The 15,385-nt window shown below is 64.6% G+C and carries 12 protein-coding genes; all 12 read right to left on the bottom strand.

Translation table 11 applies throughout. From position 1 onward, the window contains the following. Positions 1-15 precede the first annotated feature (15 nt). Complete coding sequence (locus ACIPV6_RS14985; protein ID WP_400271633.1) at positions 16-771, bottom strand: YggS family pyridoxal phosphate-dependent enzyme; 756 nt, start codon at positions 769-771, stop codon at positions 16-18. Beyond that, positions 758-1,471 (bottom strand): polyphenol oxidase family protein, encoded by a 714-nt coding sequence (locus tag ACIPV6_RS14980; RefSeq protein ID WP_400271632.1) that lies wholly within the window; start codon positions 1,469-1,471, stop codon positions 758-760. The genes ACIPV6_RS14985 and ACIPV6_RS14980 overlap by 14 nt, the downstream gene beginning before the upstream one ends. Before the next feature lie 20 nt (positions 1,472-1,491). Beyond that, positions 1,492-2,712, bottom strand: a complete 1,221-nt coding sequence (gene ftsZ / locus ACIPV6_RS14975; RefSeq protein ID WP_400271631.1) for a cell division protein FtsZ — start codon at positions 2,710-2,712, stop codon at positions 1,492-1,494. A 216-nt stretch (positions 2,713-2,928) separates the two neighbouring features. Continuing rightward, positions 2,929-3,885 carry an FtsQ-type POTRA domain-containing protein gene (locus ACIPV6_RS14970; protein WP_400271630.1) on the bottom strand — a complete coding sequence of 319 codons (957 nt, stop codon included), beginning with the start codon at positions 3,883-3,885 and terminating at the stop codon, positions 2,929-2,931. Continuing rightward, complete coding sequence (murC, locus tag ACIPV6_RS14965) at positions 3,878-5,248, bottom strand: UDP-N-acetylmuramate--L-alanine ligase (RefSeq protein ID WP_400271629.1); 1,371 nt, start codon at positions 5,246-5,248, stop codon at positions 3,878-3,880. The genes ACIPV6_RS14970 and murC overlap by 8 nt, the downstream gene beginning before the upstream one ends. Then, positions 5,245-6,363, bottom strand: a complete 1,119-nt coding sequence (gene murG, locus ACIPV6_RS14960; RefSeq protein ID WP_400271628.1) for an undecaprenyldiphospho-muramoylpentapeptide beta-N-acetylglucosaminyltransferase — start codon at positions 6,361-6,363, stop codon at positions 5,245-5,247. Before murG ends, murC begins: the two co-directional genes overlap by 4 nt. Continuing rightward, positions 6,360-7,670: a putative lipid II flippase FtsW gene (gene ftsW / locus ACIPV6_RS14955; protein WP_400271627.1), complete on the bottom strand. Its 1,311-nt coding sequence runs from the start codon at positions 7,668-7,670 to the stop codon at positions 6,360-6,362. The genes murG and ftsW overlap by 4 nt, the downstream gene beginning before the upstream one ends. A gap of 2 nt (positions 7,671-7,672) precedes the next feature. Further along, complete coding sequence (gene murD, locus ACIPV6_RS14950) at positions 7,673-9,253, bottom strand: UDP-N-acetylmuramoyl-L-alanine--D-glutamate ligase (protein ID WP_400271626.1); 1,581 nt, start codon at positions 9,251-9,253, stop codon at positions 7,673-7,675. Next, on the bottom strand, positions 9,235-10,344 hold the full coding sequence (gene mraY / locus ACIPV6_RS14945; protein ID WP_400271625.1) for a phospho-N-acetylmuramoyl-pentapeptide-transferase: 1,110 nt from the start codon (positions 10,342-10,344) through the stop codon (positions 9,235-9,237). Before mraY ends, murD begins: the two co-directional genes overlap by 19 nt. Then, positions 10,341-11,831 (bottom strand): UDP-N-acetylmuramoyl-tripeptide--D-alanyl-D-alanine ligase, encoded by a 1,491-nt coding sequence (gene murF / locus ACIPV6_RS14940; RefSeq protein WP_400271624.1) that lies wholly within the window; start codon positions 11,829-11,831, stop codon positions 10,341-10,343. The genes mraY and murF overlap by 4 nt, the downstream gene beginning before the upstream one ends. Positions 11,832-11,837: 6 nt before the next feature. Next, positions 11,838-13,469 carry a UDP-N-acetylmuramoyl-L-alanyl-D-glutamate--2,6-diaminopimelate ligase gene (locus ACIPV6_RS14935; RefSeq protein ID WP_400271623.1) on the bottom strand — a complete coding sequence of 544 codons (1,632 nt, stop codon included), beginning with the start codon at positions 13,467-13,469 and terminating at the stop codon, positions 11,838-11,840. A 104-nt stretch (positions 13,470-13,573) separates the two neighbouring features. Further along, positions 13,574-15,370 (bottom strand): peptidoglycan D,D-transpeptidase FtsI family protein, encoded by a 1,797-nt coding sequence (locus ACIPV6_RS14930; RefSeq protein WP_400271622.1) that lies wholly within the window; start codon positions 15,368-15,370, stop codon positions 13,574-13,576. Between the last annotated feature and the right edge of the window lie 15 nt (positions 15,371-15,385).

The raw sequence follows: 15,385 nt of genomic DNA, 5'->3' as shown, positions 1-15,385 counted from the left end.
TCCAATACTTTGACGCTACCCCACGGCTGGACGTGAACCGAGAATATCGGAGCCTATTCTCAGGTGTGTCGCTCCGAATTTGATGGCGGATTCAAGATCCTGGCTCATCCCCGCCGAGATCGCTGCCGCGTCCGGATGCTGGACCCTTAACTGGGCCGAGATTGCTGCCAGCCTTTCGAAGGCCGGTTCGGGTTCCGCCCCCAGGGGCGCGACGGCCATGAGGCCGGCGAGCCTTAGTCCAGCAGACTGGCCAATGGCTTCCGCTATGGCATCTACATCGCCTGGACGCGCGCCACCACGGTGGGCTCCGGCGTCGTCCTCAAGGCTGACTTGGATAAAGCACTCAAGGGCAGCCCGACCAGTAGCGTCCCGCTCCCTGGCAACCGCTTTTTCGAGGGCGGACACCAACTGGATCCGGTCAATGGACTGGACAGAGCTTGCGTACTTGGCCACCGACTTGGCTTTGTTGCTTTGGAGTTGGCCAATGAAGTGCCAGTCAAGGTCCAGGTCAGTCAACTCCGCGGCCTTGGCAGAAGCCTCCTGGTCCCGGTTCTCGCCAACATCCCGGACGCCGAGCGCCGCCAGCCTCCGGACATCCGCCGCCGGGTGGAACTTGGTGACCACAATCAACCGAGGCCGGTCTGTGCGTCCGGCTGCGGCGGTGGCTGCATCAATCCGTTGCGCCACCGACTCCAGGCGCCGGGCGAGGACCAAACTGCGGTCGTCAGGCGCGGAAGGTGGAACAGCGGCGGCGGGTTCAAAGCTTGTCATGGGTCCACACCAAACCTGCGAATCGACCGGTTCGGGAATCCCGCCGGTATGAGAAAAGGGCCTCGTTCTCCAAAGTGCACCCGCCTGAATACCTGACCACCACTCCGAGGTCCGCCAATTGCGCCCGGACAGCAGCAGGAAGGTCCAGGGCAGGGGTCCCCCAGGACGTTTCCGACCAGCTTGCCGGCGCAAGCCGCCCAACCTCGGCGCGGAGGTCCTCCGGGACTTCGTAGCATTTCCCACAAATCGACGGCCCCAGCCAGGCTTCGATGGCGCGGGCACCGTTACGGCGCATGTGCTCGACGGTGGCAGGCACAACCGCCGCGGCAACTCCAGGTCGTCCCGCGTGGGCAACAGCAAGCACGGGATCGTGCGAGTCCGATTCACCCACGAGGACGACCGGTACGCAGTCGGCAACCATGACCGCCAAAGGCTGTGCCGGCCCGGTCCCGGCTACCGATACCATGGCGTCGGCCGTGGGGCCGGGACCATAACTGGAAACCACGGCGACGTGGTTACCGTGTACCTGGTTCATGTACTGGAAGCGCGGTCCACCCGGGTTGGCTGTTGCCTCCAAGCGGATCCGACGCTCTTCCACTTCTCCCGGATCATCCCCTACATGGAGCGCCAGGTTCCCGGCACCCATGTCCGTGAAGGCGACGGAGACACCGGGACGTACTTCTTTGCGCCACCAAAACACCTGGCGTTGACTCCCGGTGCTTACTTAAGGAAGTCGGGCACGTCGAGGTCGTCCGAACGGTTGCCGGACAGGTCCGGTTCGACGACGGCCGGAAGGTCCACATCGAAGCCCGAGTCCGCAGGCAGGGCCGCGGGACGCTGCTGCCCCCAGTTGCTGAGGCTCGCAGCACCAACTCCGGCTGTGGCGTGCTGCGGTGCTGCCGCGCTGGCCGGGGCCGCCGAAGGTGCAGCCGGACGGTCGGCCTGCACCGGGTTCTGCGCGGGCCGCGACTGGTCCATGGACGGCGACGTAGCCTTCACGTCGTCGAAGCCGGCAGCAATGACGGTGACCCGGGCTTCGTCGCCCAGGGCGTCGTCGATCACGGCACCGAAGATGATGTTCGCTTCCGGGTGGGCCACTTCCTGGACCAACCGGGCGGCCTCGTTGATTTCGAAGAGACCAAGGTCCGAGCCACCCTGGATGGACAGCAGGACACCGTGGGCACCATCGATGGAGGCCTCCAGGAGCGGGGAGGCAATGGCAAGCTCCGCTGCCTTGACTGCCCGGTCTTCGCCGCGGGCGGAGCCAATGCCCATGAGGGCCGATCCCGCACCCTGCATCACGGACTTCACATCGGCGAAGTCGAGGTTGATCAGGCCGGGAGTGGTGATGAGGTCAGTGATGCCCTGGACACCCGAGAGGAGCACCTGGTCAGCTGAGCGGAAGGCGTCCAGGACGGAGACGTTGCGGTCGCTGATGGAGAGGAGCCGGTCGTTGGGGATCACGATCAAGGTGTCGACTTCGTCGCGCAATGCATCGATGCCGGCCTCGGCGGAACCTGCACGACGCCGGCCTTCGAAGGTGAACGGACGGGTGACAACGCCGATGGTCAGGGCGCCAAGCGAGCGGGCGATGCGGGCGACCACGGGGGCGCCGCCAGTGCCGGTCCCACCGCCTTCGCCCGCCGTGACGAAGACCATGTCTGCGCCGCGAAGGACCTCTTCAATCTCGTCGGCGTGATCCTCGGCAGCCTGCTTGCCAACCTCCGGGTTGGCACCTGCGCCGAGGCCGCGGGTGAGTTCGCGTCCAACGTCAAGCTTGACGTCGGCATCGCTCATGAGCAGCGCCTGCGCGTCAGTGTTGATGGCGATGAACTCGACCCCGCGAAGGCCCACTTCGATCATCCGGTTGACTGCATTCACGCCACCGCCGCCGATGCCGACGACCTTGATGACGGCCAAGTAATTCTGCGGTGCTGCCACGTTTCGTGCCCCTTGCTTGTGTCCTATTGCGAAACTGATCGAGTCCAACGTGAATCCTTGGACCTTAACCCTCTAGTTGAAGGTTATAGTTATGTCAAGTAACTCTACAGCGACGGTATTTGCTCTGCTTCACTCATGCAATGACCGCTTGCGCGTGTCGCTTTATTGAGCAGAAATAAGGCCCTTCTCCGGCCGCTGGGTTACCTTGTGAAACAGCTATTTCGTGAACGGATGCCGCGGCACGCTGACGTCATAGACGCTCACGGGCACCTTGGGATCGGGCGGCATCTTCAACAAAGCCTCAAGCGCCTTCGCCTTCAGTTCCCTGTCCTCGTCATTGCCCCACACTACCGTCTTTCCGTCCACCAATTTTAGCTCCACCGCGTCCGGCGAAGCAGCCGATGCCGTGGACATTTTGGCCAGCACGTCAGCCGGCAAAGTGTTCAGGACGGCAGCGATCGACTTGAAGAGCGCCGTGTTGCCAGCCCCGGCACCCGCATCGATCAGCGGCAGCGCGACGGCCGACTGGTCCTGCGTGGCTCCGAGCTGCACGCCATCCACGTCGACCATGACGAAAGATTCCCCTTGCTTCAACAGGGCCACCGGTACACGCTCTTCCACGTGCACCAGGAGTTCGGACGGGGGCCGGGCCTCGATGGTGGCCGAACGCACCTGCACCAACGGCTTGAGCAGTTCGCCCACTTCCTGCTCGGTGACCTGGGGAAGCGGTTTGCCCTGGACCTTGGCCAGCGCAGTCCGAACCGCATCCGGCGTCAGGAGCTTGGTCCCGTCCACCGTGATGGTCCGGACTGCCAAGGCCGGCGAGAAGACGGCGCCCCCAACCACCAAGGCAACAATGGCCAGGACCCCCACAAGGGTCCAGAGGACGTGGCGCCTGACCCGCCGGCGCTTCGGTTCCGGAAAGGCAATGACGTTTCCCGGCTCAGTCGTCTGGTCGGACGCCCGGTTGGGCGCTTTGTCGGTGCGCTTGCCGCTCCGAACAGCCTTGCCTTTCCGGGATGCCTTCGTGGCCGGCGCGGCTTTTCCGGTGGAAGCGTTCACCGCAGGCTCCACGGCGCGCTCGGCACTGATGACGCCCGGGCCCTGCTGCCCGGTAGCCGGGGATCCCGGGTCACCGCCGGGCTTGAAGGTTGGCCTGCGCGTGCTAGCCATCCAGCGCCTCCACGATCGCGGGTCCGTAGGCGGTAACGTCCCCCGCCCCCACTGTCAGGACAACATCCCCGTCCCCCGCGCCCGAAACGAGGGCAGAGACGGCATCGGCAGCCGCCACCAGGCGGCCGCTCGAGAGCTTGTCCGCGATGAGCGCGCTCGTCACACCGGGAATCGGATCTTCGCGGGCAGGGTAGATGTCGAGCACCAGGGCGGTGTCCGCCAGGTCCAGGGCTCCGGCAAACTCGGCGGCGAATTCCCGGGTCCTGGAGAACAGGTGCGGCTGGAAGAGGACATGCACTTTGTGGTTACCGGCTACGGACCTTGCAGCCGACAAGGCCGCTCGGACCTCGGTCGGGTGGTGTGCGTAGTCATCGTAGACCCGCACTCCCCTGCCCTCTCCTTTGAATTCGAAGCGCCGCGAGGCACCCGTAAAGTGTCGCAGGGCGGCGGCAGCAGCCGCCGGGTCCACGCCCAGTTCGAGCGCAACACCAAAAGCTGCGGCCGCGTTCAGGGCGTTGTGCCGGCCAGGCACCTGCAGGTGCACTGCGTGGCTGGCACCGTCGACGGCGATCGAAACGTTTCCGGTTCCGTCGTCTTTAAGGCGGATACCGGCGTCGTCCGCGGTTCCATACGTGAGTACCCGGGTGGTTCCGCTGGCGGCGGTACGTTCGGCAAGTGCCCTGGCGCCGACATCGTCGGCGCACGCCAGCAGGAGGCCTTCCGGCGGCAAAAGCGCGGCAAAGGCGTCAAACGAAGCGAAGACGGCCTCCGCCGTCCCGTAGTGGTCCAAATGGTCCGCCTCGACGTTGGTCACGACGGCGACCAGGGGGCGGTAGTTCAGGAAGGAACCATCCGATTCGTCGGCCTCGGCCACGAAGATGTCCGAAGCACCACGCGCGGCGTTGACCCCGAGGGAAGGCACATTCGCGCCGATGGCAAATGTTGGGTCGAAACCAGCTTCCTTCAGCAGCACGGCCACCATGGATGTGGTTGTCGACTTACCATGCGTGCCGGCGACGGTCACTACCTTGTGGCCTGCCATGGCGGCAGCCAGCGCTTCCGAACGGTGGAGGACGGGAAGGCCTGCCTGCCGGGCAGCGGCGAGCTCCGGGTTGTCGTCGCGGATTGCGGAGCCGGCTACGACTGTTTGGGCATCACCCAGGTGAACGGCCTCGTAGCCGACGTTGATGCGTACGCCCGCTGCCGCAAGGTCATGCATGACCGGGAGGTCCTTGGCATCGCTGCCACTCACGGGCACGCCGCTGGCCACCATGATCCGGGCCACGGCAGACATGCCCACCCCGCCTATCCCGATGAAATGGACACGGCCAAGGGACTCGAGTGCGTGGACAGAGTGGGTCATGCGGCTACCGCTTCCAGGACAAGATCAGCCATGCGCTGATCGGCGTTTCTAATACCAAGGTGCTCAGAGGTCCGGGCCATGGTTTCCAAGCGCTGCCGGTCAGACAGCAGAGGCACCAGCCGCGTCTCCAACCAGTGGGGAGTCAGTGCTTTGTCCTCGACGAGGAGCGCACCGCCTGCCTCCACCAAAGCCGCGGCGTTCAACGCCTGCTCCCCGTTGCCGATCGGCAAGGGAACAAAGACAGCGGGTACTCCCACCGCAGCCACTTCGCTGACGGTCGCGGCCCCGGCCCGCGCCAGGAGCACGTCGGCGGCGGCGTAGACTTTCTCCATCCCATCCACGTACTCGACTTGCCGGTACCCCTCGGCGGTGAGCAGGCCGCCGTCGGCGTTGTGGATGGCCTTCCCTGTTCCGGTGATGTGCAGCGTCTGGATTCCTGCAGCGGCAAATGCGGGGAGGGCGGCCGCGACGGAACGGTTGATACTGGCCGCGCCCGACGATCCACCAGTAACGATGAGTGCCGGCCGGTCGGCATCCAGGCCGAGCAATGCCTTGGCGGCAGGGGCTGCCGAGGCGCGGTCCAAGTCTGAAATGGCCCGGCGCATGGGCATGCCCACGTGGCGGGCGCCGCGCAGCTTGGTTCCGGCGAACGCCACGGCCACATGGTCGCTGAAACGGGCACCGACCCGGTTGGCCAGCCCGGCTTTCATGTTGGCCTCGTGGATCACGATCGGGATGCGGCGTTTGCGGGCGGCCAGGTACATGGGTGTGCACACGTAGCCACCGACGCCCACAAGCACGTCCGCCTTCGCGTCGTCGAGGATTTTGCCGGCCTGTTTGACGGCACCGGACAACCGCCCGGGCAGCTTCAGCAAGTCCAGGGACGGGCGGCGGGGAAACGGCACCCGGTCAATGGTGGCGAGCTCGTAACCCGCGGCCGGGATCAGCCTGGTTTCCATGCCCGACGGCGTACCTACCGCCAGGATCTCCGCGTCCTGGCGTTTGGCCTTGATTGCGTCCGCAATGGCAAGGAGCGGACTGATGTGTCCGGCGGTACCGCCACCGGCGAGAACGACGGACAGCGGCCTGCTGGACCGGGGCGAGTCAGGAGTCATGAAGTGCGGGTACGCTTTCGTGCGGGTTTGGGTGTTCGTCGTGGCAGGAGGCGCGGCCTCTGCTGCGGGGGCAACTGGCCGCGGGCCAAGGACAACACTACGCCGACGCCGCACAGGGACATGACCAGCGCCGAGCCGCCGGCAGAGATGAACGGCAGAGGGACACCGATCACCGGAAGCAGCTGCGTGACCACCGCCATGTTCATGCTGGCCTGGCCGAGCAGCCACACCATGATGCCGCCTGCGAGCGTGCGCTGGAACGGGTCGGTCTGGCGGACCACCACGCGGAAAATCGCGATGCCCAGGATGGCGAAAAGCACCAGCACCACAATGGTCCCCACCAGCCCCAGTTCTTCGCCGATGATGGCGAAAATAAAGTCGTTGTGGGCTTCGGGGAGCCAGTTGTACTTCTGCCGGCTCTGGCCCAGGCCCAACCCGGTCCAACTGCCTTGTGCCAGTCCGTACATGCCGTTGGTGGATTGGTAGCTGAAGTCCGAGTCCGCCGTACAGGAGTCACCCGCGACTCCCAGCCAGGCTGTCACGCGGCACATGCGGTTGGGGCTGATCACGGTCATCGCGGTGGCGCCGATGGCACCGACGGCGCCCGCGATCGCCAGCATCCTGCCGGGAACGCCGCCGAAGTAGAGTCCAGCCGCGATGATGGCCATGACCACTATCGCCGTGCCGAGGTCGTTGCCGATGAGGATCAAGCCAAGAACAAGGCCCGCCCCAGGAACAACCGGGATGATGACGTGCAGCCAGCGGTCCAGGTAGTTTTCCTTGCGGGCCAGAACCGCTGCGATCCACACGCACAGCACGAGTTTGGAAATTTCCGAGGGCTGGATGCTGATCCCACCGACGTCCAGCCAGTTTTGGTTACCCAGGGTGTTGCGCCCGAAGACCTGGACAGCGATCAGCAGGACCACGACAGCGCCGAGTCCCCACCACGACAGCTTCTTCATCCAGCTCACGTTGGTCCGGGAAATGACGTACATGGCCACCAGCCCGACGACGCCGAACATCGCCTGCTTCAGGGCGTCGGCGTACGGCGACTTGCCTTCCGAGATGGCTTCGACACTGGAGGCCGACAACACCATCATCACTCCGATTGCCGTCAACGCCATGGCGCAGCCAAGGATGAGGTAGTAGGTGGAGCTGTTGGGGGCCTTGCTCTTGCCTTCCAGGCCCTCCCAGAATTTCCGGAGGTGTCCGCGGAGTCCCGTGGGCTGTTGGCCGGGAGCCCTTGGGGTCTTGGCTTTCCCGGTACCGCCGGCGTCGCCGCGGCTACGGGTGGGCGTGCTGACCATTGTTACTCCTCGGTGGTCTGTGCCTGCCCTTCCACGAGCTCGCGGACTGCCTGGATGAAAGCATCGCCACGGTGAGCGTAGGAAGAGAACTGATCCATGGAGGCTGCGGCGGGTGCCATGAGGACGGTGTCCCCCGGCTGTGCCACAACCGCTGCCGACGCCACGGCTTGGGCCATGATGGTCTCACCAAAAATCGGTGAGGCGGCTGCGGTCTCCACCTTTTCAGTTTCGCTCTTCGGTTGCGCTATTACGGGGACATCGGGTGCGTGTCGCCGGAGGGAGCCTTCCAATGCCTCTGTGTCCGTGCCAATCAGAACGACGGCCTTAAGGCGGGACGCCTGTTCCTTCACGAGGTCGTCGTAGTTGACCCCCTTGGACAGGCCTCCGGCAATCCAGACCACGTTGTTGAAAGCGGAGAGGGCCGCGGCAGCGGCATGGGGGTTGGTGGCTTTGGAGTCGTTGATCCACAGGACATCGTTGTGTTTGGCAACGGCCTGGATCCGGTGCGCGCCAGGCAGGAAGTTCATCAAGCCTTGCTTGACCGCGGACGGCTCAACACCGTAAGCACGGACCAGCGCGGCAGCTGCCAACGCATTGGCCACCATGTGGCGCGGAGCCACAGGCCCTAGGTCGGACATGGCAGCGAGTTCCGCGGCCGAGTCCTTCCGTTCCGGGATGAAGGCCCGGTCCACGAGAAGGCCCTCCACTACGCCCACCATGCTGATGGACGGCGTGTTGGTGGTGAAGGCAACCGCCCGGCACCCCTCCACGACGTCGGCGTTCTCCACCATGCGCTCGGTTTCGATTTGCTCGGCGTTGTAGATGGCGGCTATCCGGGTGTTCTCATACACCTTGGCCTTGTCCGCAAGGTAGGACTCGTATGAACCATGCCAATCCACATGGTCCTCGGCGACGTTGAGGCAGACACTGGCCACAGGTGAGAGGGAGTGGCTCCAGTGCAGCTGGAAACTGGAGAGTTCCACGGCAAAGGCGTCGTACTCCACGGGATCGCGCAGGGCGTCCAGGATTGGCGTGCCTACGTTCCCCACTGCAATGGCCTTGAGCCCAGCGGCCTGCAGCATGGACTCGGTCATTCCCACCGTGGTGGTTTTGCCGTTGGTTCCCGTGATCGCCAGCCAGTCCGCCGTTTTCCGGCCCTCGCGCACCCGGAGGCGCCACGCCAGTTCCACATCGCCCCAGACTGCGATGTGTTTGCGTTTGGCTGCAGCCAACAATGCTTGGTCCGGGCGCCATCCCGGGGAGGTAACGACGAGCTCTGGTTTTTCACCGTCGATCAACGGCAGGACGCTGACTGCGTCTTCGCCGAGGAGCACGTCCACAGCCCCCACGATCTTCAGGGTGTCGGCCTGTGCCTTGGCTTTCGCCGAAGTGGCGGCATCCACCACAACCACCCGGGCACCGAGTTCAATCAGCGTATCCGCAGCGGCGAATCCTGAAACGCCGATGCCGGTAACCACGACGCGAAGCCCGCTCCAGGCCGAATCCCAGGTGGTGAGGTCCTTGAGCCTCTCGTTGACCGATTGCGTTGTTTCGGGGCTGTGGTTCACAGCAGCACCACCCATTCAGCGTAGAAAATACCCAGGCCAGCAGCGACGAACAGGCCGGCCAGGATCCAGAACCTGACCACCACCGTCACTTCCGCCCAGCCCTTGAGTTCAAAGTGATGTTGCAGCGGTGCCATCTTGAAGACGCGCTTGCCGCCGGACAACCTGAAGAAACCCACCTGGATGATCACGGACAGCGTGATCAGCACGAAGAGGCCGCCAATGAAAGCCAGGAGCAATTCCGTGCGGGAGAGGATGGCGAAGCCGGCTACGGCACCACCGATCGCAAGCGAGCCGGTGTCCCCCATGAAGATCTTGGCGGGCGAGGTGTTCCACCAGAGGAAACCCACCAGTGCCGCACTGAGGATCGCGGCAAGGAGGGCGAGGTCCATGGGGTCGCGCACCTGGTAGCACCCGCTGCCGGCTTCCCGGGGGGACCCGCAGGCCTGGTTGTTCTGCCAGATACCCATGATGGTGTAGGCACCAAAGACCATGATGGACGCGCCCGCAGCGAGTCCATCCAGCCCGTCGGTGAGGTTCACGCCGTTGGTAGCGGCAGTGATGATCAGGTTGGACCAGATGATGAAGAGGATTGCGCCCACCACCGAGCCCGCGAAGGCAAGGTCCAGCCAGGGGATGTCACGCACCAGGGAAATCTGGGTGGAGGCCGGCCGGAGCCCGTCTTCGTTCGGGAACTGAAGCACCAGGATCGCGAAGATGATGCCGACGGCGGCCTGCAGGATCAGCTTGGCACGGGCGTTCAGTCCGAGGCTGCGTTTATTGGAGATCTTGATGAAGTCGTCCAGGAATCCCACGAAACCCATGCCCACCATGAGGAACAACAGAAGCAATCCCGAAGCGGACGGTCCCGGTGACCGGGGGTTCATCAACCACATGATCAGGTGCGTGACGAAGTAGCTCACCAGGACGGCCGCCACCACCACGGTCCCACCCATGGTGGGCGTACCCCGCTTCGTATGGTGCGAGGTGGGTCCGTCGTCGCGGATGAACTGGCCATAGCTCTTGGCCACGAGGAAGCGGATGAACAGGGGCGTGCCTATGAGGGCCACCAAAAGGGCGACGCCGGCGCCGATCAAAAGTGCAATCACAGCAGCTCGTTCCCTTCGCTTGCGGCCTTGCTTGCCGCGTCTTCCCCGGTGGGCTCGGCCCGTGGGGGTAATGCTATCCGATCGCCCAAGTGCCGCAGCCCAACGCCGTTGGAGGACTTGAACAGGACGAGGTCGCCGGGTTGGAGTTCCCGTTGCAGCAGCTCGTAGGCTTCATCCGCGGTTTCCGTGAACGAGCATTCGTCTCCCCAGGAGCCTTCCTGGATGGCGGAGACGTACAGGGCGCGGGCTTCGCGGCCTACCACCACCAGACGCGAGATGTTCAGCCGGACTACCTGCGTGCCCACCGCTGTGTGCTCGCGGATGGAGTCCTCCCCCAGCTCGAGCATGGCACCCAGGACCGCCCAGGTACGGCGTCCTTGGCCCAAGTCAGCGAGCGTCCGCAGGGCGGCACGCATGGACTCCGGGTTGGCGTTGTAGGCGTCGTTGATGATGGTGACACCATCGGGACGTTCCGTCCGCTCCATCCGCCACCGGCTGGCAGCCGACTGGGTGCTGAGTGACGCCGCAATGTCGGCGGCCGGAATGCCCGCCGCGAATGCCGCGGACGCAGCGGCGAGGAGGTTGGTGATGTGGTGGCCACCGATGAGCTTGCTCCGCACCTCGACGGCCGGACCGCCGTCGGGCAGTACCAGCTGGAAGTCCGGGTGGCCCCCGGAATTCACCACCACGTTGCGGGCTTCCACTTCTTCAGTGGTGGCCGGCGAGGAGGTGAATCCGAGGACGTGGGCTTTGGTCCGTGAACGCATGGCGGCCACGCGGCCGTCGTCGAGGTTGATGACGGCAGTGCCGTTCTCGCCAAGCGCCTCGACAAGTTCCCCCTTGGTCTTGGCGATGTTTTCGACGCCGCCGAACTCGCCGGCGTGGGCGGTGCCGACTACGAGCACCACCCCGATGTCCGGCTTGACCATGTCAGCGAGGTACTTGATGTGGCCCAGGCCCGTGGCCCCCATCTCGATAACCAGGAACCGGGTGTCCGCCGTTGCGGTGAAGACAGTGAGCGGAACGCCCACCTCTCCGTTGTAGGAACCTTGCGGAGCTACCGTGGGCCCGGCCTGGGACAGGATGCCGGCCAGGAGGTCCTTGGTGGTGGTTTTTCCAGCTGATCCGGTGATTCCGATGACCGTGAAGTCCTCACCGCGCCCGGCGCGTTCGGCCCGGATGCGGCGGACAGCTTCGGCAGCCAACGCGCCCATGGCGAGCACGGCATCGTCAACCACGACGGCGGGATGCGGCTTGCCGTCGGGTCCGGTGACTTCGCGTTCGCCCAGGACCAGGACGGCGCCGCGCTCAAACGCCGCGTTGACGAAGTCATGGCCGTCTGCGTACTCTCCGGGCTTGGCAACATAGAGCGAACCCTGGGTTGCTTCCCTCGAATCGGTGACCACGGAAGAGGGCACAATGTCCCCGCTTCCGGTCAAGCGGCCATGGGTGATGTCGGCGATCTCCGCCGCAGTAAATGCAATCATCTCGGTTTAGGACTCTATCCGCTGGTCCGATGAAACGCTGAATCCCTTGGATGTCAAGGCGTTCCGCAGTTCCACCCTGTCGTCGAGCGCCAGGTTGACCCCCTTGACCTCTTGCCAGACCTCGTGTCCCCGGCCTGCGACGAGGATGGTGTCCCGGGCCGTGGCCAGGTCCACTGCCAGCCGGATGGCGGTGTCGCGGGGGTAGGATTCGACGATTTCGCAGCTCAGGCCCTCTTTGTCCCGTGCTGCCTTGGCGCCGGCAAGGACCTCGGCGCGGATGGCGGCGGGGTCTTCGTCGTGGGGATCGTCGTCGCTGATGATCACGATGTCAGCGAGTTGTGCCGCAATGGCACCCATGGTGGGGCGCTTGCCCTGGTCTCGTTGTCCTGTGGCTCCAAACACCACGATCACCCGTGACCCTTCTTCCGCTGACCGTACTGCCTTCAGGGCACGTGCCAAAGCATCGGGGTTGTGGGCAAAATCGACGACGGAAGCGGGCTCCGTTGCCACCAACTGCATACGGCCCGGTACCGCGACTGTCAGCGGATCATGCTGGTCCAGGGCCTTTTGGAGGGTTTCCGTGTCCACTCCGGAAGCGGCCACCATGGCCGTGGCAAGGGCCGCGTTGGCCACGTTGAAATCGCCAGGGAGCCCGGTGTGGACCCGCAGGGCACGGCCGTCGCGGTGGCGAAGCTCGAAGTCGCTCCCCAACCCACGGGCAGTCACGGACGCGACGCGCCAATCGGCGTCGAAGTCGTCCGAAGCCGCCGCGAGGGTGGTGACCGGTATGTCCGCCAACTCCGCGAGCCTGCGGCCCCACGCGTCGTCCACCGTCACCACGGCTTGGCGCGCGCGTGCCGCGGTAAACAACTCGGCTTTGGTCCGGAAATATTCCTCCATGCTGCCGTGGAGGTCCAGGTGGTCCTGGGTGAGGTTGGTGAAGCCCGCCACGTCAAACATCACGCCATCCACCCGCTGGTAGGAGATGGCATGCGACGAGACCTCCATGGAAGCGGCGTCGAGGCCTTTTTCACGCATGAGGGAAAGCAGCCCGTGCACGTCCGTGGACTCCGGCGTGGTCAGGAGGCTGGGGATGGGTTCCCCGCCCGCCAGGATCTCGATGGTTCCAATGAGGCCCGGGACCTTGCCCAAAGCCCGCAGCAACGAGTTGATGAAATACGTCGTGGTGGTCTTGCCGTTGGTGCCCGTGACGCCGAACAGGGTGGGGTGCCCGCCCTCGTCCGGCTGGCTGCGGTAAATCAGGGCGGCCAGGCGTCCGACGACGGCCCTCGGCTGGTGGACCACCAGGACGGGAACGGGCAGCTCGCCCGCCAGCGCGAGTTGGCGCGCACCGGCGTCGTCCGTCACCACCGCGACCGCCCCGGCTTGAACCGCCTGGTCCACGAAGTCGGCACCGTGGCGGCTGGCCCCCGGGAGGGCCATGTACAGGTCTCCCGCTTCGATCGTACGGGAGTTCAGGGAAATGCCCGTCACTCCCCCACCCTCGGTGGCCTCGGGTGCCGTGATCCCAAGAGCTTCGGCAATGACCTCGAGGGGAACGGAAGCAACGGATGCGGGGCGGAACGCGGACCCGGCCTGCGGCGTGGCGGTGGAAGCTGCCTCATTTTGCTCTGACACGTGGTTCTCCATTGGTGCTCAGTGGAACGACCGGCGGGCTGCCAAGGGCACCGGACCGGTCGTGCTGGATCGAAACTTAGGGCCGAAACAGGCGCCCAAGAAGCTTACTTGACGAACTGCGGCAAGTGCGCGGGTGTTCCCGTGGACGGAGCCACGTTGTAGGTCCTCAGCACCTGCGACATGACCGAGCGGAAGACCGGCCCGTTGGTGATGCCGTAGATGCTTCCCTTGGGGCGCTGGAGGACAACCTCCACGATGAACCGCGGGTCATCCATGGGAGCCATGCCCACCATCGAGGCCGTGTAGCCATCGAAGCCCGGCAATCCGTCCTCGCGCGGCGCCTGCGACGTACCTGTTTTGGCTCCCACGCGGTAGCCATCGATCGCTGCGTCCTTGATCTGGCCCTCTGTGACTGCGCTCTCGAGGATGTCCCGGACCTGTTGCGCCGTTTCCTTGCTCACGACTTGCCGTGTGTCCTTGGCGGGAACCTTCTGTTCCACTCCGTCCGGGCTGATGTAGCTGTCAATGAGCCGTGGCTGCAGCATGACGCCGTTGTTGGCGATGCTTTGGTATGCGCGAACCGTTTGGAGCGTCGATTGCGAGACGCCCTGGCCGAAGAGCACGGTGTACTGCTGGCGATCGTCCCACTGCTCCGGTTTGGCAAGGATGCCCGTGGCCTCGGCAGGCAGGCCGATATCCGTTTGTTCACCGATGCCGAACTTCTTCAGCCAGTCGTACCTCTGTTCCTTGCTTAGCCTGCTGCCGGCCATCACGGTGCCGGTATTCATGGACCAGCCGAGGATGCCGGCCAGCGTCCGTTCCTCGGTGCCGTGTTCGAAAGCGTCCGTGAACTGTTGTCCATCAATCGTGTAGGAAGGCGGGATGGTGAAGTGGTCCAACGGACTGGATTTGCCTTCCTCGATCACGGCCGCCGCCGTAATCATCTTCTCCACCGAGCCCGGCTCGTAGGCCGCCGTCACGGCGCGCACGCCGCGGTCCTTGGCATCCACCTTGCCGGGGTCGTTGGGATCCGGCGCATTCGTGTCCGCCAGGGCGATCAGGTTGCCGGTCTTGGTGTCCATCACCACAATCACGCCCCACTCGGCATTGAGCTTGTTGACCTGGCCCTGGATGGCCTGCTGGGCGAAGTACTGGATGTCCGTGTTGATGGTCAGCTTGACGTCGCTGCCATCCACCGCGGGTGTCAATTCGTCCGTGGCAACCGGGATGCGCAGGCCGTCAGCGCCGATCTCAAAGACCCGCTTGCCTTCCGTGCCCCGCAGCACCTCGTCCTGGGTCTGCTCGATGCCGGCCTGGCCCGTGGTCCCGTCCTGGAGGAAGCCCACCACCCCACCGGCGACGCTTCCGTTGGGGTACACGCGTTTGCTGACGCCTTCCGCGGCAACACCCGGAATGTGAAGCTTGGAGATCCTGTCCTCGAGTTCGGGCTTGACGTCCTTGGCAACAACGAAATATTTTTTGTCGCCCGTCACCGATTCACGGACCTTGGCGGCATCGGTGCCAAGCAAGGTGGCCAATTCCGTGATTCCCTGGTCCCGGGAGATCGTCTCTACGGCCTCGGTCTGCTGGTTGTACCTCTTGAACTCAGTGGTTGCCGTGTTCAGGACCTGGTCCACCACGATGTTGTACCGTATGACACTGCTGGCCAGTACAGTCCCGTTGGCATCGACGATCTTCCCGCGCTCTGCAGGCAGCACCTGGGGCGTCAGCCGGTTGGCGAGGGCAGCCTCGGCCATACCGCCCACGTCCAGGCCCTGGACCATGAACAGCTTTCCGCCCACCACCAGCAGCAAGGTGAGCATGATGCCCAAACCTACCCGCAGGCGTTTCCTCGCCGCCGGCACTTTCCTCTTTTTCGATTTGCCGGGGTTTTGCGCCACGTTGATTCCTTGCTG

Source organism: Paenarthrobacter sp. NPDC089988 (assembly GCF_044748465.1).
Classification (GTDB): domain Bacteria; phylum Actinomycetota; class Actinomycetes; order Actinomycetales; family Micrococcaceae; genus Arthrobacter.
The sequence above is the reverse complement of the archived record's forward strand: the minus strand, read 5'-3'. Positions and strand labels throughout refer to the sequence as shown.

Bases quoted from the DNA above. Each gene is read 5' to 3' on its own strand.
- ACIPV6_RS14985 (WP_400271633.1), bottom strand. From the start codon at position 771: ATGACAAGCTTTGAACCCGCCGCCGCTGTTCCACCTTCCGCGCCTGAC.
- ACIPV6_RS14970 (WP_400271630.1), bottom strand. From the start codon at position 3,885: ATGGCTAGCACGCGCAGGCCAACCTTCAAGCCCGGCGGTGACCCGGGA.
- murC (WP_400271629.1), bottom strand. From the start codon at position 5,248: ATGACCCACTCTGTCCACGCACTCGAGTCCCTTGGCCGTGTCCATTTC.
- murG (WP_400271628.1), bottom strand. From the start codon at position 6,363: ATGACTCCTGACTCGCCCCGGTCCAGCAGGCCGCTGTCCGTCGTTCTC.
- ftsW (WP_400271627.1), bottom strand. From the start codon at position 7,670: ATGGTCAGCACGCCCACCCGTAGCCGCGGCGACGCCGGCGGTACCGGG.
- murD (WP_400271626.1), bottom strand. From the start codon at position 9,253: ATGGGTGGTGCTGCTGTGAACCACAGCCCCGAAACAACGCAATCGGTC.
- murF (WP_400271624.1), bottom strand. From the start codon at position 11,831: ATGATTGCATTTACTGCGGCGGAGATCGCCGACATCACCCATGGCCGC.